A 20,921-nucleotide genomic window follows, 5' to 3' on the forward strand; every position below is an offset into this window, starting at 1 on the left:
GGCGTCCTGGATGGCGATCACTTTGACTGAGGAGGGCAGGGTGATCTCGGGCACGGAGGACGGGCCGACGCAGAGAGAATCCCGCGTCACTTGTAGAGATTTGTTGATGATAGAAGCCCGACCGTTGATCGTCCGCCTGCGCAACTTCGTTGGCGACACGGTTTTGAGCATTCCGGCGCTGCGGCTGCTGCAAAGCCACGGCTATCGCCTTGAACTGGTCGGCAAGAGCTGGGCACGCGGGTTGTTGGAGACGGAAGGCTGGCCCGTCCATGTGCGGCCCGAGAGGCTCGGCGAGCGCGTGGCGCAGTTGCGCGCGCTGCGGCGGCAGCTGCGTGCGCAAGACCCCGGATTCGACCGGCGCTCCAATACGCTGCTGTTTCCCTACGCGTTCTCAGCGGCGCTGGACGCGCGACTGGCCGGCCTGCGCGCCGAGGGCCATGCGGTGGAGGGGCGCACCTGGCTGATGCGCCGTGGTCACCCGCGGCGCCCGGGGCGGCACACACTGGTCGAATACTGGGAACTGGCCTGCGACTTCCTCGGCATCGACGAGCCGCCGCCGCCGGCCATCGGTCTGCAGGTCAGCGAACCCCAGCGGGAGCGGGCCGCGGCCCTGCTGGCGGCGCAAGGCATCGCGCCGGGGCGCTACGTGATGATCTGCCCGTTCGCCAACGGGAAAACCGAGGTCCTGGACCGGACGTGGCCGGCTTTCCCGGAATTCGTGCGCCGCCTGAATGCGGCGGGGCGCCGCATCGTGATGGTGCCGGGGCCGACCGAACTGGAGGGGGCCCGCCAGCTCTACCCCGACGTGGTGCGGTTCGAAGGCGTGGGCCTGGGCATCTACGCCGCGTTGCTGCAAATGGCCGGCATCGTCGTCTCCAACGACACCGGGCCGGGCCACATCGCCGCCGGCGTCGGCGCACGGCTGCTCACCCCCTGGGGGCCGGCCGATCCCGCGGTCTGGGCGCCGTGGGGGCCGACGGTCAAGCTGCTTCAGTACTGGCCCGGCTGGGCCAGCGTGGAAGAGATGCTGGCCGAGGTGGATCAGGCCTTGCCCTGATTGGCCACCGCCGCGGCGGCCTTGGCGGCGGCTTCGGCGTCGCCCAGGTAGTAGCTCTTGATCGGCTTCAGGTTCTCGTCCAGCTCGTAGACCAGCGGGATGCCGTTGGGGATGTTGACGCCAACGATGGCGTCGTCGGCGATGTTGTCGAGGTATTTCACCAACGCGCGGATGCTGTTGCCGTGGGCGGCGATCAGCACGCGCTCGCCACCCTTGATGGCAGGCGCGACCGTCTCATTCCAGAACGGCAGCACGCGGGCGACCGTGTCCTTCAGGCATTCGGTCAGCGGAATGTCCTCGGCATCCAGGCCGCGGTAGCGGCGATCGCTGCGCTCGCTGCGCGGGTCGGTCGCTTCCAGGGCTGGCGGCGGCGTGTCATAGCTGCGGCGCCAGATCAGGACCTGCTCGTCGCCGTACTGCTTGGCCATGTCGGCCTTGTTCAGGCCCTGCAGGGCGCCGTAGTGGCGCTCGTTCAGGCGCCAGGCGTGGCGCACCGGCAGCCAGGTGCGGTCCATCTGGTCCAGGCAGTGCCACAGCGTCCACACGGCACGCTTGAGCACCGAGGTGTAGGCGATGTCGAAGTCATAGCCCGCCTCCTTCAGCAGCCGGCCGGCCGTCTTGGCCTGCTCGACACCGGTGGGCGTCAGGTCCACGTCGGTCCAGCCGGTGAAGCGGTTTTCCAGGTTCCAGGTCGATTCGCCGTGGCGGATGAGGACGAGCTTGTACATGGGCAAGGCGCGCGAAGGTGGTGGGAAGCGGCGGATTATCGGACCCAGCGATAATCGCCGGCTTCGTTGAATTACACGGGATGCTTGCTTGAACTTCCTGATCGAGAACTGGGTTTTGATCGTCGCCGCGCTGGTCTCCGGCGGCATGTTGCTGTGGCCCCTGCTGGTGTCGGGCTCTCAAGGTGGCGGCCTCAGCCCTGCGGAGGCGGTGCAGTTGGTCAACCGCGAGAAGGGCGTGCTGATCGATGTCAGCGAGCCGGAGGAGTTCGCCAAGGGCCATGCCGTCGGCGCGCGCAACATCCCCTTTGGCCAGGTCGAGGGCCACAAGTCCCTGCCATCCAACAAGGCCCTGCCGCTGGTATTGGTGTGCCCGACCGGTGCACGTGCCGGCCGCGCCGCGGGCATGCTGCGCAAGCTGGGCTATGAAAAGGCCCAGGTGCTGGCAGGTGGCCTCAAAGCCTGGCGGGAGGCCAATTTGCCGGTGGAGAAGTCTGCATAAGCAGACTTTCGCCAAACTGGACTGCATTCTGTTTTCCATTTGGCAAAAAACGGCCTCGAGGAGATAGAGATGGCTGCCGTCAAGATGTACACCACCCTGGTCTGCCCTTTCTGCGTGCGCGCCAAGATGCTGCTCAAGCAACGCGGCGTCGAGCAGATCGACGAGATCCGCGTCGACCTGAATCCGGGCGAACGCCAGGAGATGATGGCCCGTACGGGCCGCCGCACCGTGCCGCAGATCTTCATCGGCGACACCCATGTCGGGGGGTGCGATGACCTCATCGCCCTGGATCAGCGAGGCGGCTTGCTGCCCTTGCTCCAAGCGGCCTGAAGGGTCGCTTTGGGCATCCTTGCCTGATTTCAACACCGGACAAGCCCGATCGGCTTGTCACGTGGCCTCGCCCATAATCCAGCCACCGCCCGCAGCACGCCGCCTGCGGGCTTTTGTTTGACGCTTCGCTAGAAAGAATTCCATGGCCGACGAGATCCAAGCCGCCGCAGAAGGCACCCCCGTGTTCCAGATCCAGCGCATGTACCTGAAGGACCTGTCGCTGGAGCAGCCCAACGCGCCGCACATCCTGCTGGAGCAGCAGCAACCTCAGGTCGACATCAACCTGACGCTGTCGGCCGAGAACGTCACCGACGGCATCTTCGAGGTCTGCGTGACGGCCACGGTCAACACCAAGGTCGGCGACAAGACGCTGTTCCTGGTCGAAGCCAAGCAGGCCGGCATCTTCGAGATCCGCAACGTGCCGCAGGACCAGCTCGAAGGCATCCTGGGCATCGTCTGCCCGCAGATGGTCTACCCGTATCTGCGCGCCATCGTGTCGGACGTCTGCACCCGCGCCGGCTTCCCGCCCGTGCTGCTGACCGAAGTGAACTTCCAGGCCATGTTCGAGGCCCAGCAGGCGCAGCGCGCCGCCCAGGGCGGCCAGGCCGTCAACTGAGCATCGAGGCTCGCCTCGTGACGACGCCCCGCCTTGAGCGGGGCGTTTTACTTGGGTGACACTTCTGCGCATGACGACGATGAAGATCAGCGTTCTTGGTGCCGGCGCCTGGGGCACGGCCCTGGCCATCCAGGCGGCCAACGCCGGCCATGACGTGAGCCTGTGGGGCCGTGATGCCGCCGCCATCGGGCAAATGCGGGTGAGCCGCCGCAACGCGGCCTATCTGCCCGACGGCGAACTGCCCGCCGCCCTCGACCTGACCAGCGACTGCGCCGCAGCCATTGCGCACGCCGCCGACGGATTGACCATCGTCGCGACGCCGATGTCCGGCCTGCGCGAAACCCTCGCCGGCCTGCCGTCCACGCAGCGCGTGCTGTGGCTTTGCAAGGGCTTCGAGGCAGTCACCGGGCGGCTCGGCCATGAGATCGCCCGCGAGTTGCAGCCGTCAATGCGCGTGGGCATCCTGTCTGGCCCCAGCTTTGCGCAGGAAGTGGCCGCTGGCCGGCCCACGGCCCTCGTTGCGGCGAGCGAGGATGCCGACCTCGCCCAGGCCGCCGTCGATGCCTTTCACGGCGAACGGCTGCGCGTCTACACGTCCAACGATCCGGTTGGCGTCGAAGTCGGCGGCGCGGTCAAGAACGTCATGGCCATAGCGGTGGGCGTCTGCGATGGCCTCTCCGGCGCCGCACCTGATGCGCCGGGGTTGAACGCCCGCGCCGCGGTCATCACGCGCGGTCTGGCCGAGATGCTGCGCCTGGGCCTGGCCCTGGGCGCCAAGGCCGAGACCTTCATGGGTCTGTCGGGCCTGGGCGACCTGGTGCTGACCGCCACCGGTGACCTGTCGCGCAATCGCCGCGTCGGCCTGATGCTGGCGCAGGGGCTCGCATTGCGGGACATCCTGGCCAAACTCGGCCACGTGGCCGAAGGCGTCTATAGCGCGCCGACGGTGCTGGCGCGTGCGCGTGAGGCCGGCATCGAGATGCCGATCACCGAGGCCATGGTGGCCTTGCTGGATGGGCGGCTGCGTGTCGGCGAGGCGGTCGAGCACCTGATGGGCCGCGAGGCCCGCGCCGAGTAGTTCAGGCGCCGCCTGCGTAGCCGTTCTGCCGCCAGGCTTCGAACACGGCGACCGCGACGCTATTGCTCAGGTTGAGGCTGCGCTGGCCCTCGCGCATCGGCAGGCGCACGCGCTGCTCGACGGGGAAGCTTTCTCGCAGTGCCGGCGCTAACCCGGCCGTCTCGCTGCCGAAGACAAGCCAGTCGCCCGGCTGCCAGGCTACCTCGCCAAAGGGCCGGCTGCCGCGCGTGGTGAAGGCGAACATGCGCGCGGCATCGGGCGACTCGGCCGCCAGGAAGGCTGCCCAGCCCGTATGGCGTTGCACGCGGGCGTACTCGTGATAGTCCAGGCCGGCGCGTTGCAGCAACTTGTCTTCCATCGAGAAGCCCAAGGGCTCGATCAGGTGCAAGCTGCAGCCGGTGTTGGCAGCGAGCCGGATGACGTTGCCGGTGTTGGGCGGGATCTCCGGCTTGACGAGAACGATGTTGAACATGAGGCGGAAGTATCCCGCCAGCTCGCGGCGATCACCGTGTTGCATTCGGGCCGAGCGCCGGGCCGCTACCAAGCCGGCCCGTCGTGGCGATGTGCTTGCCGGTCGATCCGGCAAGCATCGCCGTCCCCGTGGGGGCTGAGGCCGGACACGGCAAGTCCTGTGGACTTGTCGTGCCTGCCGAAGAGCAGCCGCTCCGTCGGCTGCGCGGTCTGCAAGACGGGCCAGGCCTGCCGCGTCCAGCGGGGCAGGATGGACGAGGGGCCTCATTCTCCTGGCTCGGGCGTGCGCGCAATGACCCAGGCCTGCACGCTCATCGCACCGGCCTGCAGCAGCACATGGGCCAGCTCGAACAGCGTCGCGCCGCTGGTCATCACGTCGTCGAGCAGCGCGACGCAGGTGCCGCGCAACTGCGCCGCGCGCAGCGGCTCGACGGCGAAGACGCCGCGCACATTGGCTGCGCGCGCCTCCAGCTTCAGGCTGGCTTGGGCAGCGTTGTGGCGTACCCGCAGCAGCATCTCCGGCTCGCAGCGCAGGCCGCGCCGGCGCGCCAGGGCCTTGGCCAGCTCGTGTGCCTGGTTGTAGCCGCGCTCGCGCAGGCGGTCGTTCGACAGCGGCACGGGCAGCAGCCAGTCTGGCGCGTCGACCTCGGCCGCGGTCAGCGCCGTGTTCAGGCGCTCCAGCAGGCTCTCGCGCAGTTCCAGGGCCTGGTGGTATTTGAAGTGCTGCAGCAAGCCGTCCCAGGGGAAGCGGTAGTCCAGCGCAGCCACGGCGCGGTCCAGCGGTGGTGCCGCGTGCAGGCAGCGCCCGCATTGGGGACGGGGCCTGCCGGTCAATTCGATGGGCAGCCTGGCCGCGCAGGTCCAGCAGCGCGGCTGCGGGCGTGCGTAGAGGGCCAGGCAGGCTTCGCAGATGGTCTGGTGGCTCCAGGCGCGGCAGACGGCGCACTGGCCGGCGCAGCGCAGCAGGACTTTCTCGATCAGAGCAGGCTTCGTTGCCGACAGGGAGCGCTCGGGCATCGGCTCAATATACTGACCGCTCCATGAGTGAACCGGCTTCGACCCCTACTTCAAACAAGGGGCCGCGGCCCCAGGACCTCGACGCCGCCGCCGTGCGCCACCAGGCGCGCCGCCTCGCGGCCGCTGCGCAGCCGCCGTGGTTGCACGACGAGGTCGCCGGGCGCATGGCCGAACGGCTGGTCTATATCAAGCTGCAGCCCAATCGCGTGCTGGATGCATCGCCGGCGCTGGGCGCCAGTGGCGAGCTGCTGCGCCTGGCCTACCCCAGCGCGGAGCTGCTTTGGCATGAGGCCGATACGGCGCTGGCCGCTCGCGCAGCCGAGAAGCGCCAGCGCAACTGGTGGCAGAAGTTGCGTGGCACCTCCTCCGGCCATGTCGATTCGCTGCCGGCGATGCCCCAGGTCGACCTGCTGTGGTCCAACATGGCCCTGCATGCCTGCGCCGACCTGCCGGAGCTGCTTGACGCCTGGCAGGCCAGCGTCGCGGTCGGCGGCTTTGTGATGTTTTCCTGCCTGGGCCCGGACAGCTTCATCGAGCTGCGGCCGTTGTATGCGCGCGCCGGCTGGGGCCGGCCGGCGCCGGACTGGTGGGACATGCACGACATCGGCGACCTGGTGCTCAAGGCCGGCTTTGCCGACCCCGTCATGGACCAGCAGCGGCTGCGCCTGACCTGGGCCACGCCCGAAAGCCTGCTGGCCGACCTGCGGGCGCTGGGCGGCAACCTGGCGCCTGCGCGCTTTGCCGGCCTGCGCGGCCGCAAATGGAAGGCGGCGCTGCTGGCGCAGCTGGAAACGCTACGCGACGGCGAGGGCCGGCTTGCGCTGACGCTGGAGCTCGTCTTCGGCCACGCCTTCAAGGCGGCGCCGCGGCTGACGATGGCGGCCGAGACCCATGTGTCCATCGATGCCATGCGCGCAACGCTGCGTAAAGGCCGTGAAACCGGGTGAAGGGGGATGAAGGGGGTGAATCCCCGGGGGCGGCATGGGCCGTCCCTCTCGGAGCCTGGGCTAAAATCCCGCGCCGCATAGAGGGCTTTGGGGCAACACCCGGCTCAACCCACGGAACTTGCCTCCCAAATCCGGCTGTCGGGCTGGACAAGCAAGCCCCGCTCTTCAAAGAACCAAGTGACAACCATGACGATGATGAACGCACGAGTGCATAGCGCCTCACGCGCTTGGGGCCGTTGGGCCACGGCGGCGATGGCGGCCCTGGCAGCCGGCCCAGCCCTGGCGGTCAACGACCTGAAGGGCGGCCCCGGCGTCAATCAGCTCAATCTGCACGAGCCGGTCACGCGCATCGCGGCCGACCAGATGTGGCTGCACAACTTCGTGATGATCGTCTGCCTGGTCATCTTCGTCGCGGTGTTCGGGGTGATGTTCTATTCCATCTTCAAGCACCGCAAGTCCAAGGGCGCGGTGTCGGCCAACTTCCACGAGAGCGTGGCCGTCGAGATCGCCTGGACGGTGGTGCCCTTCCTGATCGTCATCGGCATGGCGCTGCCGGCCACCAAGGTGGTCGTCGCAATGAAGGACACCACCAATGCCGACGTGACCATCAAGGCCACCGGCTACCAGTGGAAGTGGGGCTATGACTACCTGAAGGGTGAAGGCGAAGGCATCGGCTTCCTGGCTACGCTTGACACCGCGCAACGCGAGTCATCCAACACCGGCAAGCCCGAGCCGGTCGACAACTACCTGCTCAAGGTCGACAACCCGCTGGTCGTGCCGGTGGACAAGAAGGTCCGCATCATCACGACGGCCAACGACGTCATCCACGCCTGGATGGTGCCAGCCTTCGGCGTCAAGCAGGACGCCATCCCCGGCTTCGTGCGCGACACCTGGTTCAAGGCCGAGAAGATCGGTGACTACTACGGCCAGTGCGCCGAGCTGTGCGGCAAGGAACACGCCTACATGCCCATCCACGTGAAGGTCGTGTCCGCCGCGGACTACACGGCCTGGGTCGATAGCGAGAAGAAGAAGATCGCCGCCAAGGCCGATGACCCGAACAAAGTCTGGGAACAGGCAGCCCTGATCGCCCGTGGCGAGAAGGTCTACGGCGCCAACTGCGCCGTCTGCCACAAGGCCGATGGCTCGGGCGCCGGCCCGATCAAGCCGCTGGACAAGTCGCCCGTCGTGCTGGCCGAAGACAAGCTGCAGCAGATCCAGGTTGTGCTGAACGGCCGCATGGACAAGGGCATGCCCGCCTGGAAGCAGCTCAGCGACACCGACATCGCCGCCGTGATCACGTACACGAAGAACAGCTGGTCCAACAAGACGGGCCAGACGGTGCAACCGGCCGAAGTGCTGGCCGCCCGCAAGTAATTCCGAACACCGAATCAGAGGAATCCAAATGAGTGCAGTGCTTCCCCCCCACGGTGTTCACGCTGGCCATGGTGACGGCCACGCCCACGACCACGACGAGCATCACGGTGCCCCCCACGGCTGGCGCCGCTGGGTGTTCGCGACCAATCACAAGGACATCGGCACCCTCTACCTGCTGTTCTCCTTCACGATGCTGATGGTCGGCGGCATCCTGGCGCTGTGCATCCGCGCCGAGCTGTTCCAGCCGGGCCTGCAGTTCTTCAACCCCGAACTCTTCAACCAGTTCACGACCATGCACGGTCTGATCATGGTGTTCGGCGCCATCATGCCGGCCTTCGTCGGCTTCGCGAACTGGATGATCCCGCTGCAGATCGGCGCCGGTGACATGGCCTTCGCGCGGATGAACAACTTCAGCTTCTGGCTGCTGATTCCCGCCGCGCTGATGCTGGTGGGCAGCTTCTTCATGCCGGGTGGCGCTCCCGCCGCCGGCTGGACGCTGTATGCGCCACTGACGCTGCAGATGGGCCCGTCCATGGACGCCGGCATCTTCGCGATGCACATCATGGGCGCCTCGTCCATCATGGGCTCCATCAACATCATCGTCACCATCCTCAACATGCGCGCCCCCGGCATGACGCTGATGAAGATGCCGATGTTCGCGTGGACCTGGCTGATCACCGCCTACCTGCTGATCGCCGTCATGCCCGTGCTGGCCGGTGCCATCACGATGACGCTGACAGACCGCCACTTCGGCACCGCCTTCTTCAACCCCGCAGGCGGCGGCGACCCGGTCATGTACCAGCACATCTTCTGGTTCTTCGGCCACCCCGAGGTCTACATCATGATCTTGCCGGCCTTCGGCATCATCAGCCAGATCGTGCCGGCCTTCGCCCGCAAGCGCCTGTTCGGCTATGCGTCGATGGTTTATGCAACGGCCTCCATCGCCATCCTGTCCTTCATCGTCTGGGCTCACCACATGTTCGCCACCGGCATGCCGGTGACGGGCCAGCTGTTCTTCATGTACGCGACCATGCTGATCGCCGTGCCCACGGGCGTGAAGATCTTCAACTGGCTGGCGACGATGTGGCGCGGCTCGATGACCTTCGAGACGCCGATGCTGTTCGCCGTCGGCTTCATCTTCGTGTTCACGATGGGTGGCTTCACCGGCCTGATCCTGGCGATGGCGCCGGTCGACATCCAGCTGCAGGACACTTACTACGTCGTGGCCCACTTCCACTACGTGCTGGTGGCGGGCTCGCTGTACGCCCTCTTCGCTGGCGTCTACTACTGGGGCCCGAAGTGGACCGGCGTCATGTACTCCGAGACGCGCGGCAAGATCCACTTCTGGGGCTCGCTGATCGCCTTCAACGTGACCTTCTTCCCGATGCACTTCCTGGGCCTGGCCGGCATGCCGCGCCGCTACGCCGACTACCCGATGCAGTTCGCCGACTTCAACGCGATCGCCTCGATCGGCGCGTTCTGGTTCGGCCTCATGCAGGTCTACTTCTTCCTGTTCGTCGTCGTGCCGATGATGCGCGGCAAGGGCGAGAAGGCCTCGCAGAAGCCGTGGGAAGCCGCCGAAGGCCTGGAGTGGGAAGTGCCGTCGCCGGCCCCCTTCCATACCTTCGAAGAGCCGCCCAAGCTGAACGCTTCGGCCACCAAGATCGTCGCCTGATGGCCATGACGCCCGAACAGCGCAAGGCCAACCGTCGGCTCGGCCTGATCCTGTTGTCGATTGCATTGGTTTTCGGCATCGGTTTCGTCACGAAGATGGTGCTGCTGGCCCACTGACATGCGCTTCCTGGCCGCTCTTCATCGCGACAACCGGCAGCTCGTCATGAAGCTGGCGGTGGTGGTCGCGTTGATGTTCGGCTTCGGTTACGCGCTGGTGCCGCTGTACAAGGCCATCTGCAATGCGCTGGGCATCAACGTGCTGTCGCTGGCTGAGCGCCAGACCGCGCTTTCAGCCAAGGGCATCGCCGACGGCAACGGCCAGATCGACTTCAGCCGGGAGATCACGGTCGAGTTCGACACCAACGCCCGCGGTCCATGGGACTTCAAGCCGGCGGTGCGCCACCTGACGGTGCACCCGGGCGAGCTGACCCAGGTCATGTACGAGTTCAAGAACGTGCAGGACCGCACGATGGCCGCCCAGGCTATCCCGAGCTATGCGCCCATGCAGGCGAGTGCGCATTTCAATAAGCTGGAGTGCTTCTGCTTCAACGAGTACACGCTGAAGCCGGGCGAAAGCAAGCAGTGGCCGGTCGTGTTCGTCATCGACCCCAAGCTGCCCAAGGATGTAAAGACCATCACCCTGTCCTACACCTTCTTCGAGGTGGCGGGCAAGGGCGGTGTGAAGTTGGGCCAGGCGCCCAAGGCTACGGGAGCGGCGCTGTGAGCGAAGCCGGCAAGGATCTGAAGGAAGCCGTGGGCCGCAAGGCCTCGTTCGCCCAGACGATCTCGGCCGTGGCCTGGAGTTTTTTCGGTGTGCGCCGGGGCAAGGACCATGAGAGAGACATGGCCAAGCTCAACCCGGTGCATGTATTGATCGCGGGCGTGCTTGGCGCCGCCCTGTTTGTATTGGTGCTGGTGCTGTTGGTCCGTTGGGTCATCAGCAGTGGCGTGGCCGGGGCCTGAGGGCCCGCGCCGCAACAGAGTTCAGAACGAGCGAGTACTAGGAGAACAACATGTCGGCAGCGACTACCCCGGGCAAGACCCCGTACTACTTCGTCCCGGCGCCTTCACGGCATCCGGTGATGGCCGCGATCGGCCTGTTCTTCGTCATCCTCGGCGCCGGCCAGTGGGTCAACGGCCATGGTTGGGGCATGTACTCGCTGTTCGGTGGCCTGGCCTTCTGGGCCTTCGTGCTGCAGCAATGGTTCCGCCAGGCCATCGGCGAGAGCGAGGGCGGCCTGTACAGCGATCGCATCGATGTTTCGTTCCGCTGGAGCATGGGCTGGTTCATCTTCTCGGAGGTGATGTTCTTCGCCGCCTTCTTCGGGGCCTTGTTCTGGTCGCGCCTGTACTCGGTGCCGGTGCTGGGCAGCCTTGAGAACGCGCTGCTGTGGCCCGACTTCAAGGCCATCTGGCCGAGCACGGCGCCCGGCTTTACCGCTGCGCCCGCCGGCACCGTCGAAGCCTTCAGCACCATGGGTCCCTGGCCCATCCCGACGATCAATACGGCACTGCTGCTGACCTCCGGTGTCACGCTGACGATTGCCCACCACGCGCTGATCGCCGGCAACCGCGGCAAGACCATTCTTTGGATGTGGATCACCGTGCTGCTGGGCGCGACCTTCGTCGGCTTCCAGGCCTATGAATACCACCATGCCTACACCGAGCTCAACCTGAAGCTGAACTCCGGCATCTACGGCTCGACCTTCTTCATGCTGACCGGCTTCCACGGCTTCCACGTCTGCGTGGGCGCGCTGATGCTTCTGTTCATCACCATCCGCCTGATGAAGGGCCACTTCACGCCCGAGCGCCACTTCGGCTTCGAAGGCGCCGCCTGGTACTGGCACTTCGTGGACGTGGTGTGGCTGGGCCTGTACGTCATCGTCTACTGGCTGTGACGGCGCTGTGCCCACAATGAGAAAGCGCCGCAGCAGCGGCGCTTTTTTGTTGCTGAAGCTCAGGATTTCACCGGCAGTCCGGTCGGCTGTATCCAACCCATCTTCCAGCTCAGCAGGATGATCAGGAACAGCGTCACCGACACGGCGACCCGCACCGCCAGCGCACGGGCCATGTTGGGGCTTTTCTTGTTGCCGCCTTTGCGCAGCATGAAGAAGCCGGCCGCGCCGAGCGCGCCAAGGATGCCGATGAAGGCGATCAGGATCACGAATTTCATGGTGTCGAATTATCCGCCCCGGGGTTTTGCATGACCGGCAAGCGCTGGCTGGTGCTGCTGGCGGCCCTGCTGGGCGCGGCGCTGACAGCGCGGCTTGGTGTCTGGCAGCTCGACCGTGCCGCGCAGAAGATCGCGCTGCAAGCGGCCATCGAGGCCGAGGCCGGCAAGCCGGCGCTCACCCAGGCCGAATTGGGCGGCGAAGGCCAACTGCACCGCCGTGTGGCCCTGCGTGGCACCTGGATGGCCGAACGCACGATCTGGCTGGACAACCGGCCCATGGACGGCCGCACGGGCTTCTTCGTCGTCACGCCGCTGCGCCTGGCGGGCCGCGACGACGCCGTCCTGGTACAGCGCGGCTGGGCGCCGCGCAATCAACTCGACCGCCAGCAGCTGCCCCCATTGCCCACGCAGCCCGGCGAGGTTGCCGTCGAAGGGCGGCTGGCGGCGTCGCCCTCCCGGCTTTATGAGCTGGGCGAGGGGTCGGCCGGCACGATCCGGCAAAATCTCGACCCTGCGGCCTTCGCCGTCGAGTCCGGCCTGACGCTGCTGCCGCTGACCGTCGTGCAGACTGCCGGGGATACGCCCGACGACACGTTGCTGCGCCATTGGCCAGCGCCCGACCTCGGCCTGCAAAAACACTATGGCTATGCCTTTCAATGGTTCGCGCTCTGCGCGTTGATCGTCGGTCTCTATGTCTGGTTCCAACTCATCCGCCCCCGGCTCCGCCACCAGCAGTCCTGAACCGCTGACCTTCGCGGTGCACAGCCTGCCCGATCCGCGCACGACGGGGCAGCAGCGCGTCGGCCGCTGGAAGATGCTGCTGGTGCTGGCCATGTGCGCGGCGCCGGTCGTCGCCTCCTACTTCACCTTCTACGTCGTCAAGCCCAGCGGCTCGGCCTATGGCGAACTGATCGCGCCGACCATCGACATGCCTGCCGACCTGTCGCTGACCGACCTGCAGGGCCGGGCGGTCGCCCCGGCTTCCTTGCGCGGCCAGTGGCTGCTGGCCGTCGTGCACGGGTCCGACTGCCCGGCCGCCTGCGAGCGCCAGCTCTTCGTGCAGCGCCAGCTGCGCGAGATGTTGGGCAAGGAGCGGGCGCGTGTGGACAAGCTCTGGCTCATTCCCGATACCGGCACGCCGCGTCCCGAAGTGATGGCTGCCGTCAGCCAGAAGGGCGCCGAAGTCACCATGCTGCGCGTGCCCAAGGACCGGTTGGACGCCTGGCTCAAACCCGCCCCGGGCAAGGCGCTGGCTGACCATTTCTACATCGTCGACCCCATGGGCAACTGGATGGAGCGCGCGCCTGCCGAGCCCGAGCCCAAGAAGCTCAAGGCCGACCTCGACAAGCTGCTGCGTGCCAGCGCCAGCTGGGACACGGCAGGCCGATGATCGACAGCTTGCTCCCGCTGGGCCAGGTGGCTGCCATTGGTGGTGCCGTGGCCATCGGCCCGCTGCTCTGGTGGCGCCAGCGCTCGCGCGAGAGCACGCCAGCGGGGCGTCTGCGCGCGCTGACCCTGCTGACGCTGTTCCTGACCTTCGACCTCATCGTTTTCGGTGCCTTCACGCGCCTGACCGACTCCGGCCTGGGCTGCCCGGACTGGCCAGGTTGCTACAGCGCCGCCAGCCCGGCCGGCGCCCACGCCCATATCGAGGCCGCCCAGACCGCGATGCCAACAGGCCCCGTCACGCACGGCAAGGCCTGGATCGAGATGGTTCACCGCTACCTGGCCAGCGGCGTGGGCCTGCTCATCCTGGTCATGGCCGTGCTGAGTTGGCGGCTGAAGCGTCGCAGCGCCGAGAGCGCGCCGTCGCCCTGGCTGCCGACGCTGACACTGGCCTGGGTCTGCGTGCAGGGTGGCTTCGGCGCGCTGACGGTCACGATGAAGCTCTTTCCGGCCATCGTCACGCTGCACCTGCTGCTCGGCATGGGCCTGCTGATGCTGCTGGCCTGGCAGCACGAGGCCTACCAGCCGCAGCCGGTCGCGGCGCCGTTGGCGTTGCGCCGTGCGGTCGCCGTCGTCTTCGTGCTCGCACTTGTCCAGGTTGCCCTTGGCGGCTGGGTCAGCACGAATTACGCCGTGCTGGCTTGCGATGAGTTCCCCACTTGCCACGGCGGCCAGTGGTGGCCGCATCTGGACTTTGCTCAGGGCTTCCAGCTCTGGCGGGAACTGGGCCAGCGTGCCGACGGCGGCTGGCTGGGTTTCGAGGCGCTGGCTGCCATCCACATGGCCCACCGCATCGGCGCGGCCGTCGTCTTCGCCGCCATCCTCTCGCTCGCCTGGGCCTTGCGTCGGCATGCACCAAGCTGGTCGCGCTGGCTGCTGGCCGCCGCCGGCTGGCAGCTCGCCTCGGGCCTGTCCAACGTCGTGCTCGACTGGCCTATCGTGGCCGCCCTGGCCCACACCGCAGGCGCCGCCATGCTGCTGGCCTTGCTCATCACCTTGCTCGCTCGCCTGAGATGAAACGACCCCTCGCCCAGTCTTGCCCTGCTGAACGCGGACAAGCCCAGTCGGTCCCCCGCGGGGACGGCGATGCTTGCCGGATTGACCGGCAAGCACATCGCCTCACGGGCCGGCTAGGGAGCGGCCCGGCGCTCGGCCCGAAAACCGTCAGAGTTACGGACAACTGATATGGCTTCCACGTCCACCGCCAGTGCCTTCGTGCACAGCCCGCGCTGGCAGCAGTTCTACCAGCTGACCAAGCCGCGTGTCGTCCAGCTCATCGTCTTCTGCGCCGCCATCGGCATGGCCCTGGCCGTGCCCGGCATGCCGTCGCTGCAACAGGCCCTGACCATGCTTGCCGCCGTCGCCGGCATCTGGCTGGTGGCCGGCGCCGCCGCAGCCTTCAACTGCCTCATCGAGGACGGCATCGACGCGCGCATGAAGCGCACCGCCTGGCGCGCCACGGCCAAGGGCGAGCTCAGCCGTACGCAGACCCTGACCTTCTCGGCCCTGCTGTGCGCGGCCGGCATGGCGCTGCTGGGCTTTTACGTCAATGTGCTGACGATGTGGCTGACCTTCGCCACCTTCATCGGCTACGCCGTCATCTACACCGTCATCCTGAAGCCGATGACGCCGCAGAACATCGTCATCGGCGGCGCCTCGGGTGCCATGCCGCCGGTGCTGGGCTGGGCCGCCTTGCGTGGCGACCTCGGCCCTGAGCCCTGGCTGCTGTGCTTGATCATCTTCCTGTGGACGCCGCCGCACTTCTGGGCGCTGGCCCTGTACCGCGCCGAAGACTACGCGCGTGCCGGCCTGCCCATGCTGCCGGTCACGCACGGCAACGACTACACGCGGCTGCAGATCCTGCTCTACACCTGGGTGCTGTTCGCGGCCACGCTGCTGCCCTTCCTGACCGGCATGAGTGGCTGGTTCTACCTCGCCAGCGCCGTCGCACTCGGCCTGGGCTTCTGCGGCTATGCCTTCCGGCTGTGGCGCTCATATTCGGAGATGCTGGCAAGGCGGACCTTCTGGTTCTCCATCTGGCATCTGTCGCTGCTTTTTGCGGCCTTGTTGATCGACCACTACATCGCATGAACACCCGCCGCTTTGCGCTGGCCGCGCTGACCGCCTTGGCTCTTGCTGGTTGCCAGAAGGCCGGGTCCGACAAGCCCGCCTTCAAGGGCATCGACCTGACCGGCGCCGAGTACGCCCGCACGCTGAACCTGACCGACCAGGACGGCCGGGCCCGCTCGCTGGCCGACTTCAAGGGCAAGGTGCTGGTGGTCTTCTTCGGCTACACCCAATGCCCCGACGTCTGCCCGACGACGATGGCCGAGGTGGCCGAAGTCAAGCGCAGCCTGGGCGCGGACGGCGACAAGGTGCAGGGCATCTTCGTCACCGTCGACCCGGAGCGCGATACGGCGCAGCTGCTCAAGGCCTATCTGGCCAGCTTCGACCCCAGCTTTGTCGGCCTGCGTGGCAGCGAGGAGCAGACGAAGGCCGCGGCCAAGGAGTTCAAGGTCTTCTACGCCAAGGCGCCGGGCAAGACACCCGAGACCTACACGATGGACCATACGGCGGCTAGCTTCATCTTCGACACCGAAGGCCGCGTGCGCGTCTATGCGCGCTACGGCTCGGGCGCCCAGCCGCTGGCGGACGACATCAGGCTGCTGCTGGCCGAAGCCAAAAAGTAGAAAAGGCCCCGAGGGGCCTTTTGCTTGGAGCGGAAGAGGGTCAATCAGGCCGCTTCGGTCAGCGCCTTCTTCATCTTCTTCATCGCCGCCACCTCGATCTGGCGGATGCGCTCGGCGGACACGCCGTATTCGGCAGCCAGCTCGTGCAGCGTCATGCCGCCCGACGAGTCGTCGTTCACCTTCAGCCAGCGCTCCTCGACGATGCGACGGCTGCGCGGGTCCAGCACGTCCAGCGCGCGGTGGATGCCGTCGCCGGCGAGTTCGTCGCGCGAGCGGGCCTCGATGACACGGGTCGGCTCGTGGCTGTCGTCGGCCAGGTAGGCGATGGGCGCGAAGGTCTCGCCTTCGTCGTCGGTCTGAGGCTCCAACGCCACATCGCCACCCGACATGCGGGTTTCCATCTCCAGCACTTCTTCGCGCTTGACGTTCAGCGTGCTGGCGACATGGGCCAGTTCGGCCTCGGTGAGCGTGTTGCGATGCGTCTGGCCGTCGGCCTGGTCGGCCTTCATCTGGTGCTTCATCGAGCGCAGGTTGAAGAACAGCTTGCGCTGGGCCTTGGTCGTCGCGACCTTGACCATGCGCCAATTCTTCAGGATGTACTCGTGGATCTCGGCCTTGATCCAGTGCATGGCATAGCTCACCAGGCGCACGCCCTGGTCGGGGTCGAAGCGCTTGACGGCCTTCATCAGGCCGACATTGCCTTCCTGGATCAGGTCGCCCTGCGGCAGGCCATAGCCCATGTACTGGCGGGAGATGGCCACCACCAGGCGCAGATGCGACAGCACCATGCGGCCGGCGGCTTCCAGGTCGCCCTTGTCGCGCAGGCTGCGCGCGGCGGAACCTTCTTCCTCGGCCGTCAGCAGCGGCAGGCGGTTGACGGCGGAGATGTATGCGTCCAGATTGCCCAGCGAGGGCACCATGGCCCAGGGGTCGCGGACGGCAATGGCAGAAGAGGCGGACATCGTCATGAATCCTTGCTAAACCGCGGCGCGGAATGCCGCGGTGAATAAGATATTAGCACTCTGGTTTGGAGAGTGCTAAGTCAGTTCGTGACGCTGCTGGAATGCAATGTTTCCAACGGTGAAACAGTCAGCAATCGCTAACTTCCATCAGTCGACCAAGCCGAAATCCGGGCTTTTGATCATCGCCTCGATGTCCAGCAGGATCAGCATGCGCTCGCCGAGCTTGCCCAGGCCGGTGATAAAGCGTGCGTCCAGCGCCGCGGCCACTTCTGGGCGGGGCTTGATCTCGTCGGCGCTGAGCTCCAGCACGTCAGACACCGAATCGACGACGACGCCGACGACGCGGCCGGCCACGTTGAGCACGATGACGACGGTGAAGGCGTTGTATTCACCGGCCTGGCCGAGGCGGATGCGCAGGTCCACGATGGGCACGATGACGCCGCGCAGGTTGACGACGCCCTTGACGAAGGCCGGCGCGTTGGCAACGCGGGTGGGCGGCTCGTAGGAGCGGATTTCCTGCACGCGCAGGATGTCCAGGCCGTATTCCTCCGCGCCGATGCGGAAGGTCAGGAACTGGCGGCCATTGGTGCGTGCCAGGGCCTGCACGGCCTGGGCACCGGTGCTGGGAACGAGGTCGGTGGAACTCATCGGGCGCTGATGCGTGTTGGGGGCTGGGCCCTCATTCTGCCCCCGCCGCACCGCCGCCCGCCGCCAACAATTCGTCGACCAGGGCGAGCAATTCACGCACGTCCAGCGGCTTGGTCAGATAGTGCTGGGCGCCCGCCACCTCGGCGGCGGCGATCTGCTCGGGCTGGGCATTGGCCGACACGACGACGACGGGGGGGAGCGGCTGGCCCAGGTCGCGCATGCGGCTCAGCAGCGTCAGGCCGTCGCCGTCGGGCAACTGCCAGTCCAGCAGCAGCAGGGCCGGCGGGCGCTCGCGCAGGGCGCGCAGGCCGGCTTCCACGGTCGGCGCCACTTCCAGCTCGATGCCGGGCCGCTGGTCCAGGATGCCGCGCATGACTTCGGCATTGAGTGTGTTGTCTTCCACGTAGAGCACGCGCCGCTGAGGGCTGGGGCGCGGGCTGGTGGGTTCTTGCAGGGCCGTCTCCTGGGGCAGTGCAGCGGCCGCGCCGCTGGCCGGCAGCCTCAGCACGAAGCAGGCGCCGGGGCCGTCCTGCGCTTCGGCGCGCAGGCTGCCGCCCATCATCTCGGCCAGGCGCTGGCTGATGACCAGGCCGATACCCGTGCCCGGCAGGCCGCTGCGCTCGCGGCCGAGGCGGTTGAACGGTTGGAAGAGAGCGGCGCGCTGCTCCGGCGTGAGCCCCATGCCGGTATCGCGAACGGCGATCTCGACCCAGCCCGGCTCGGGGCAGGCCGCCTCAACGCTGACGCTGCCACCCGGTCGGTTGTACTTGACCGCGTTGCTGAGCAGATTGGTCAGGATCTGCGTGACCCGCGTCGGGTCGCCCACCAGCCGCACGGCCGACGGGTCGACGCGCTGGCTGATGGCCAGGCCGCGCTCTGTCGCCTGGCCCTGCACGAGTGCCAGTGCGCGGGCCAGCAGCGGCGGCAGTTCCAGCAACACAGGCTCCAGGCGCAGTGAGCCGGCCTCGATGCGCGACAGATCCAGCGTGTCGTTGATCATCTCCAACAGATGCCAGCCCGCCTGGGCGATCTGCTGGGCGCGTGCGCGCTGGCCGGGCGCGAGCGGTTCACCCGCGTCCATCTGCATCAACTGCGTGAAGCCGAGGATGGCGTTCATCGGCGTGCGCAGCTCATGGCTCATGCGCGACAGGAACTCGCTCTTCGCCTGGTTGGCCGCCTCGGCGGCCTCGCGGGCACGGTCCAGTTCCTCGATGCGCAATTGATCGGTGATGTCCTCGATGATGCCCACCAGCCGGTGCGGCCGGCCGTCCGCGCCACGCAGCAGGCTGACCAGCACGCGGGCGTGGGCGATGCTGCCATCGGGACGGATATAGCGTTTCAGGCGGCGGTAGAACGGGATCTCGCCGCGCATCAGCTGGCGTGCCAGGCGGATGTCCTCACGGCGGTCATCAGCATGGGTCACGTCGATGGAGCGCTTGGCCGCCAGCGCCTCGGCCGTGTAGCCGACCAGGTGGCAGAAATGGGCATTGACCTCCTGGAAGCCGCCGTTGAGGTCGGTGAAGGCGATGCCGATGGGCGCGGTCTCGAAGATGCTGTGAAAGCGCTGCTCGCTCTGGCTCAGCGCGCGCTCGCCCTGGGCGCGGTTGGCGACCTCGCGCTCCAGCGCGGCTGTGCGTTCCTGCACCAGCGCCTCGACATGCTGAGTGCGGCCCGACATCAGCAGCAGCAGCGCGCCCACCATGGCCGTGGCCAGCAGGCCGACGAGGGCGAAGGCCCAGCTGCGCCCCGGCGCTTGCACCAGGCCGGGCAGGTCATAGATGCGAATCTCCCATGGCCGGCCGCCGAACTCCAGCGGCATCTTGACCAGGGGCAGGTCGGCGCCCCCGCGTTGCACGGCCTCGCAGCCCAGGCGCCCACCCAGTCGCGGATAGAGCGCGCCGCGCTCCAGGTCGACGAGACAGGCGCCGAGATGCTCGGGCCAGTTGGCCGCCAGGCGCGACAGCAGCAGGTCGGGCCGCAGTGTGGCGAAGACGACGCCGTCCAGCGCCTGTTCGCTGGGCCCCGCCTGGCCCCGGTAGAGGGGCTGATAGACGACGACGCCGACCGCGGCCTCCTTGTCCTGCGACAGCTGGAAGGCCGCCGACGCCACCGGTTTCCCCAGCGCAGCGGCGCGCTCGATAGCCGCGCGCGCGCCGGGGATGGTGCGCACGTTCACACCCAGCGCACCGGCATTGCGCGACAGCGGTTCAATGAGGCGGATGGCCAGCATGTCCTCGTCCGCCGGTGGGCGCAGGTCGCCGGCACGCAGCCGGTCGCGCGCCTGGTAGCCGCCGGGAAAGGCATCGGCCGCGGCAGCCGCGTTGAAGCGGTCTACATCGGCACGCGCAACGCGCAGCGTCAGGCCCAGCGCAATCAACGGGCTCTCCTCGGTCAGAAAGCCGCTCGTCGCTTGGGCGAACTCCGCGCGCGTCGGCCTTGGCTTGACCTTGACGAGGCCGTGCACGCCCTCCAGTGCCAGCAGCGGCTCGCGCAGCCGGCCGGCCAGGTCCTGGGCGGCGCTGGTCGCGTCGCGCGTGAAGTCGGCGCGGTTGCGCTGGCGGTCCCATTCCATCGTGACGGCCACGCCCAGGCCCACGAGCAGCGTGGTCAGCAGCATCGGCAGGCCGACGCTGAAGCGCCGCGTTGCCCAGGCCGAACGCGGCTGGCCGATCAGGGCCAGGGTGATCGGCGTGGCGATGAGCACGCCCATCAGGTCGCCGGTCCACCAGATCGTCCAGACCAGGCCCATCTGCGCGGTGGCTATGACGCCGAAGGCCTTCAGCACCAAGCTCGCGCAAGTTGGGCTGACGACGCCCGCCAGCGCCGCCGCGAACAGATAGCCGGCGATCTCGCGCGGCGAGGCCAGCACCAGCGGCCGGCCGCACCAGCGCCGCATCAGCAGCGTGCCGGCCACCGCCTGGGCGGCGGCACCCAGGCCGATGCCCAGGGCCAGCGGCAGCACGCCGCTGAGTTCGTTCATCGTCGTGGCTTGCACGATGAAGGACCCGAGGGCCACGGCCGGCGTGTAGCGCAGGCCCCAGACCAGCAGCACGGCCAGGCCCCAGCCGGCCGCGGGGTAGATGGGCGCGACCTGGTAGGGCGGCAGCACCATCAGCAGGCCCAGCCGCGCCAGCACGTAATAGACGGCGACGATGGCCGCCGACAGCGCCAGGTAGCGGCCCACGGCGCGGGCGCTCAGCGGGCGCATGGC

The 20,921-nt window shown here is 67.5% G+C and carries 24 protein-coding genes; 17 read left to right on the top strand and 7 right to left on the bottom strand.

Annotated features, from left to right (window positions below):
* The first annotated feature begins 124 nt into the window (after positions 1 to 124).
* Positions 125 to 1,057, top strand: a complete 933-nt coding sequence (locus tag ASC95_RS31080; RefSeq protein ID WP_057295797.1) for a glycosyltransferase family 9 protein — start codon at positions 125 to 127, stop codon at positions 1,055 to 1,057.
* On the opposite strand, the gene gpmA is transcribed toward ASC95_RS31080, so the two are convergent.
* Positions 1,042 to 1,785: a 2,3-diphosphoglycerate-dependent phosphoglycerate mutase gene (gene gpmA / locus ASC95_RS00175; protein ID WP_057295798.1), complete on the bottom strand. Its 744-nt coding sequence runs from the start codon at positions 1,783 to 1,785 to the stop codon at positions 1,042 to 1,044. The genes ASC95_RS31080 and gpmA overlap by 16 nt on opposite strands.
* 88 nt (positions 1,786 to 1,873) lie before the next feature.
* On the opposite strand from gpmA, the gene ASC95_RS00180 reads away from it, so the two are divergent.
* The 4 genes from ASC95_RS00180 to ASC95_RS00195 all read left to right on the top strand — a co-directional run bounded on the left by ASC95_RS00180 (position 1,874) and on the right by ASC95_RS00195 (position 4,308).
* A complete protein-coding gene (locus tag ASC95_RS00180; protein WP_057295799.1) occupies positions 1,874 to 2,284 on the top strand; it encodes a rhodanese-like domain-containing protein in 411 nt (136 codons plus the stop codon).
* Positions 2,285 to 2,353: 69 nt separating this feature from the next.
* A complete protein-coding gene (gene grxC / locus ASC95_RS00185; protein WP_057295800.1) occupies positions 2,354 to 2,614 on the top strand; it encodes a glutaredoxin 3 in 261 nt (86 codons plus the stop codon).
* A 142-nt stretch (positions 2,615 to 2,756) separates the two neighbouring features.
* Positions 2,757 to 3,230 (top strand): protein-export chaperone SecB, encoded by a 474-nt coding sequence (secB, locus tag ASC95_RS00190; RefSeq protein ID WP_057295801.1) that lies wholly within the window; start codon positions 2,757 to 2,759, stop codon positions 3,228 to 3,230.
* A gap of 79 nt (positions 3,231 to 3,309) precedes the next feature.
* The gene (locus tag ASC95_RS00195; protein ID WP_057296988.1) at positions 3,310 to 4,308 is read left to right on the top strand and encodes an NAD(P)H-dependent glycerol-3-phosphate dehydrogenase; all 999 of its coding nucleotides are present in this window, start codon (positions 3,310 to 3,312) and stop codon (positions 4,306 to 4,308) included.
* A gap of 1 nt (position 4,309) precedes the next feature.
* On the opposite strand, the gene trmL is transcribed toward ASC95_RS00195, so the two are convergent.
* Positions 4,310 to 4,780 (bottom strand): tRNA (uridine(34)/cytosine(34)/5-carboxymethylaminomethyluridine(34)-2'-O)-methyltransferase TrmL, encoded by a 471-nt coding sequence (gene trmL / locus ASC95_RS00200; RefSeq protein ID WP_057295802.1) that lies wholly within the window; start codon positions 4,778 to 4,780, stop codon positions 4,310 to 4,312.
* A gap of 263 nt (positions 4,781 to 5,043) precedes the next feature.
* Entirely contained in the window at positions 5,044 to 5,796 is a 753-nt protein-coding gene (locus ASC95_RS00205; RefSeq protein WP_057295803.1) for a ComF family protein, read from the bottom strand.
* Positions 5,797 to 5,819: 23 nt separating this feature from the next.
* On the opposite strand from ASC95_RS00205, the gene ASC95_RS00210 reads away from it, so the two are divergent.
* The 7 genes from ASC95_RS00210 to ASC95_RS00235 all read left to right on the top strand — a co-directional run bounded on the left by ASC95_RS00210 (position 5,820) and on the right by ASC95_RS00235 (position 11,689).
* Positions 5,820 to 6,743 carry a hypothetical protein gene (locus tag ASC95_RS00210; protein WP_057295804.1) on the top strand — a complete coding sequence of 308 codons (924 nt, stop codon included), beginning with the start codon at positions 5,820 to 5,822 and terminating at the stop codon, positions 6,741 to 6,743.
* A 195-nt stretch (positions 6,744 to 6,938) separates the two neighbouring features.
* The gene (coxB, locus tag ASC95_RS00215) at positions 6,939 to 8,117 is read left to right on the top strand and encodes a cytochrome c oxidase subunit II (protein WP_369820585.1); all 1,179 of its coding nucleotides are present in this window, start codon (positions 6,939 to 6,941) and stop codon (positions 8,115 to 8,117) included.
* 28 nt (positions 8,118 to 8,145) lie between these two features.
* Positions 8,146 to 9,792: a cytochrome c oxidase subunit I gene (gene ctaD, locus ASC95_RS00220; protein ID WP_057295806.1), complete on the top strand. Its 1,647-nt coding sequence runs from the start codon at positions 8,146 to 8,148 to the stop codon at positions 9,790 to 9,792.
* Complete coding sequence (locus ASC95_RS31580) at positions 9,792 to 9,908, top strand: cytochrome oxidase small assembly protein (protein ID WP_369820572.1); 117 nt, start codon at positions 9,792 to 9,794, stop codon at positions 9,906 to 9,908. The genes ctaD and ASC95_RS31580 overlap by 1 nt, the downstream gene beginning before the upstream one ends.
* A 1-nt stretch (position 9,909) precedes the next feature.
* On the top strand, positions 9,910 to 10,515 hold the full coding sequence (locus tag ASC95_RS00225; RefSeq protein WP_057295807.1) for a cytochrome c oxidase assembly protein: 606 nt from the start codon (positions 9,910 to 9,912) through the stop codon (positions 10,513 to 10,515).
* Positions 10,512 to 10,754 (top strand): DUF2970 domain-containing protein, encoded by a 243-nt coding sequence (locus ASC95_RS00230; RefSeq protein WP_057295808.1) that lies wholly within the window; start codon positions 10,512 to 10,514, stop codon positions 10,752 to 10,754. The genes ASC95_RS00225 and ASC95_RS00230 overlap by 4 nt, the downstream gene beginning before the upstream one ends.
* Before the next feature lie 50 nt (positions 10,755 to 10,804).
* Positions 10,805 to 11,689, top strand: a complete 885-nt coding sequence (locus tag ASC95_RS00235) for a cytochrome c oxidase subunit 3 (RefSeq protein WP_057295809.1) — start codon at positions 10,805 to 10,807, stop codon at positions 11,687 to 11,689.
* Between the two features lie 59 nt (positions 11,690 to 11,748).
* Here the strand turns inward: ASC95_RS00235 and ASC95_RS00240 are convergent, their stop codons facing one another.
* Entirely contained in the window at positions 11,749 to 11,964 is a 216-nt protein-coding gene (locus ASC95_RS00240; protein ID WP_057295810.1) for a DUF2909 domain-containing protein, read from the bottom strand.
* A gap of 30 nt (positions 11,965 to 11,994) precedes the next feature.
* On the opposite strand from ASC95_RS00240, the gene ASC95_RS00245 reads away from it, so the two are divergent.
* The 5 genes from ASC95_RS00245 (at position 11,995) to ASC95_RS00265 (ending at position 16,100) form a co-directional block, all read left to right on the top strand.
* A complete protein-coding gene (locus tag ASC95_RS00245; RefSeq protein ID WP_057295811.1) occupies positions 11,995 to 12,705 on the top strand; it encodes an SURF1 family protein in 711 nt (236 codons plus the stop codon).
* Positions 12,656 to 13,354 (top strand): hypothetical protein, encoded by a 699-nt coding sequence (locus ASC95_RS00250; protein WP_057295812.1) that lies wholly within the window; start codon positions 12,656 to 12,658, stop codon positions 13,352 to 13,354. The genes ASC95_RS00245 and ASC95_RS00250 overlap by 50 nt, the downstream gene beginning before the upstream one ends.
* Positions 13,351 to 14,427 carry a heme A synthase gene (locus ASC95_RS00255; RefSeq protein WP_057295813.1) on the top strand — a complete coding sequence of 359 codons (1,077 nt, stop codon included), beginning with the start codon at positions 13,351 to 13,353 and terminating at the stop codon, positions 14,425 to 14,427. Before ASC95_RS00250 ends, ASC95_RS00255 begins: the two co-directional genes overlap by 4 nt.
* Positions 14,428 to 14,595: 168 nt before the next feature.
* A complete protein-coding gene (gene cyoE, locus ASC95_RS00260) occupies positions 14,596 to 15,501 on the top strand; it encodes a heme o synthase (protein WP_057295814.1) in 906 nt (301 codons plus the stop codon).
* Positions 15,498 to 16,100, top strand: coding sequence for an SCO family protein (locus ASC95_RS00265; RefSeq protein ID WP_057295815.1), 603 nt, complete (start codon positions 15,498 to 15,500; stop codon positions 16,098 to 16,100). Before cyoE ends, ASC95_RS00265 begins: the two co-directional genes overlap by 4 nt.
* 44 nt (positions 16,101 to 16,144) lie before the next feature.
* Here the strand turns inward: ASC95_RS00265 and rpoH are convergent, their stop codons facing one another.
* The 3 genes from rpoH to ASC95_RS00280 form a co-directional block, all read right to left on the bottom strand.
* Entirely contained in the window at positions 16,145 to 17,062 is a 918-nt protein-coding gene (gene rpoH, locus ASC95_RS00270; RefSeq protein ID WP_369820573.1) for an RNA polymerase sigma factor RpoH, read from the bottom strand.
* Between the two features lie 147 nt (positions 17,063 to 17,209).
* The gene (locus tag ASC95_RS00275; protein ID WP_057295817.1) at positions 17,210 to 17,710 is read right to left on the bottom strand and encodes a chemotaxis protein CheW; all 501 of its coding nucleotides are present in this window, start codon (positions 17,708 to 17,710) and stop codon (positions 17,210 to 17,212) included.
* Positions 17,711 to 17,741: 31 nt separating this feature from the next.
* Entirely contained in the window at positions 17,742 to 20,918 is a 3,177-nt protein-coding gene (locus ASC95_RS00280) for a CHASE domain-containing protein (RefSeq protein ID WP_235537647.1), read from the bottom strand.
* Between the last annotated feature and the right edge of the window lie 3 nt (positions 20,919 to 20,921).

Source organism: Pelomonas sp. Root1217 (assembly GCF_001425705.1).
Lineage (GTDB): Bacteria > Pseudomonadota > Gammaproteobacteria > Burkholderiales > Burkholderiaceae_C > Pelomonas.

Coding starts and splice junctions, on each gene's coding strand:
- ASC95_RS00250 (WP_057295812.1), top strand. CDS start 12,656: ATGTCTGGTTCCAACTCATCCGCCCCCGGCTCCGCCACCAGCAGTCCT.
- coxB (WP_369820585.1), top strand. CDS start 6,939: ATGAACGCACGAGTGCATAGCGCCTCACGCGCTTGGGGCCGTTGGGCC.
- secB (WP_057295801.1), top strand. CDS start 2,757: ATGGCCGACGAGATCCAAGCCGCCGCAGAAGGCACCCCCGTGTTCCAG.
- ctaD (WP_057295806.1), top strand. CDS start 8,146: ATGAGTGCAGTGCTTCCCCCCCACGGTGTTCACGCTGGCCATGGTGAC.
- ASC95_RS00280 (WP_235537647.1), bottom strand. CDS start 20,918: ATGCGCCCGCTGAGCGCCCGCGCCGTGGGCCGCTACCTGGCGCTGTCG.
- ASC95_RS00195 (WP_057296988.1), top strand. CDS start 3,310: ATGAAGATCAGCGTTCTTGGTGCCGGCGCCTGGGGCACGGCCCTGGCC.
- ASC95_RS31580 (WP_369820572.1), top strand. CDS start 9,792: ATGGCCATGACGCCCGAACAGCGCAAGGCCAACCGTCGGCTCGGCCTG.
- ASC95_RS00210 (WP_057295804.1), top strand. CDS start 5,820: ATGAGTGAACCGGCTTCGACCCCTACTTCAAACAAGGGGCCGCGGCCC.
- ASC95_RS00255 (WP_057295813.1), top strand. CDS start 13,351: ATGATCGACAGCTTGCTCCCGCTGGGCCAGGTGGCTGCCATTGGTGGT.
- trmL (WP_057295802.1), bottom strand. CDS start 4,780: ATGTTCAACATCGTTCTCGTCAAGCCGGAGATCCCGCCCAACACCGGC.
- ASC95_RS00205 (WP_057295803.1), bottom strand. CDS start 5,796: ATGCCCGAGCGCTCCCTGTCGGCAACGAAGCCTGCTCTGATCGAGAAA.
- rpoH (WP_369820573.1), bottom strand. CDS start 17,062: ATGTCCGCCTCTTCTGCCATTGCCGTCCGCGACCCCTGGGCCATGGTG.
- ASC95_RS00240 (WP_057295810.1), bottom strand. CDS start 11,964: ATGAAATTCGTGATCCTGATCGCCTTCATCGGCATCCTTGGCGCGCTC.
- ASC95_RS00235 (WP_057295809.1), top strand. CDS start 10,805: ATGTCGGCAGCGACTACCCCGGGCAAGACCCCGTACTACTTCGTCCCG.
- ASC95_RS00265 (WP_057295815.1), top strand. CDS start 15,498: ATGAACACCCGCCGCTTTGCGCTGGCCGCGCTGACCGCCTTGGCTCTT.
- ASC95_RS00245 (WP_057295811.1), top strand. CDS start 11,995: ATGACCGGCAAGCGCTGGCTGGTGCTGCTGGCGGCCCTGCTGGGCGCG.
- gpmA (WP_057295798.1), bottom strand. CDS start 1,785: ATGTACAAGCTCGTCCTCATCCGCCACGGCGAATCGACCTGGAACCTG.
- ASC95_RS00225 (WP_057295807.1), top strand. CDS start 9,910: ATGCGCTTCCTGGCCGCTCTTCATCGCGACAACCGGCAGCTCGTCATG.
- cyoE (WP_057295814.1), top strand. CDS start 14,596: ATGGCTTCCACGTCCACCGCCAGTGCCTTCGTGCACAGCCCGCGCTGG.
- grxC (WP_057295800.1), top strand. CDS start 2,354: ATGGCTGCCGTCAAGATGTACACCACCCTGGTCTGCCCTTTCTGCGTG.
- ASC95_RS00275 (WP_057295817.1), bottom strand. CDS start 17,710: ATGAGTTCCACCGACCTCGTTCCCAGCACCGGTGCCCAGGCCGTGCAG.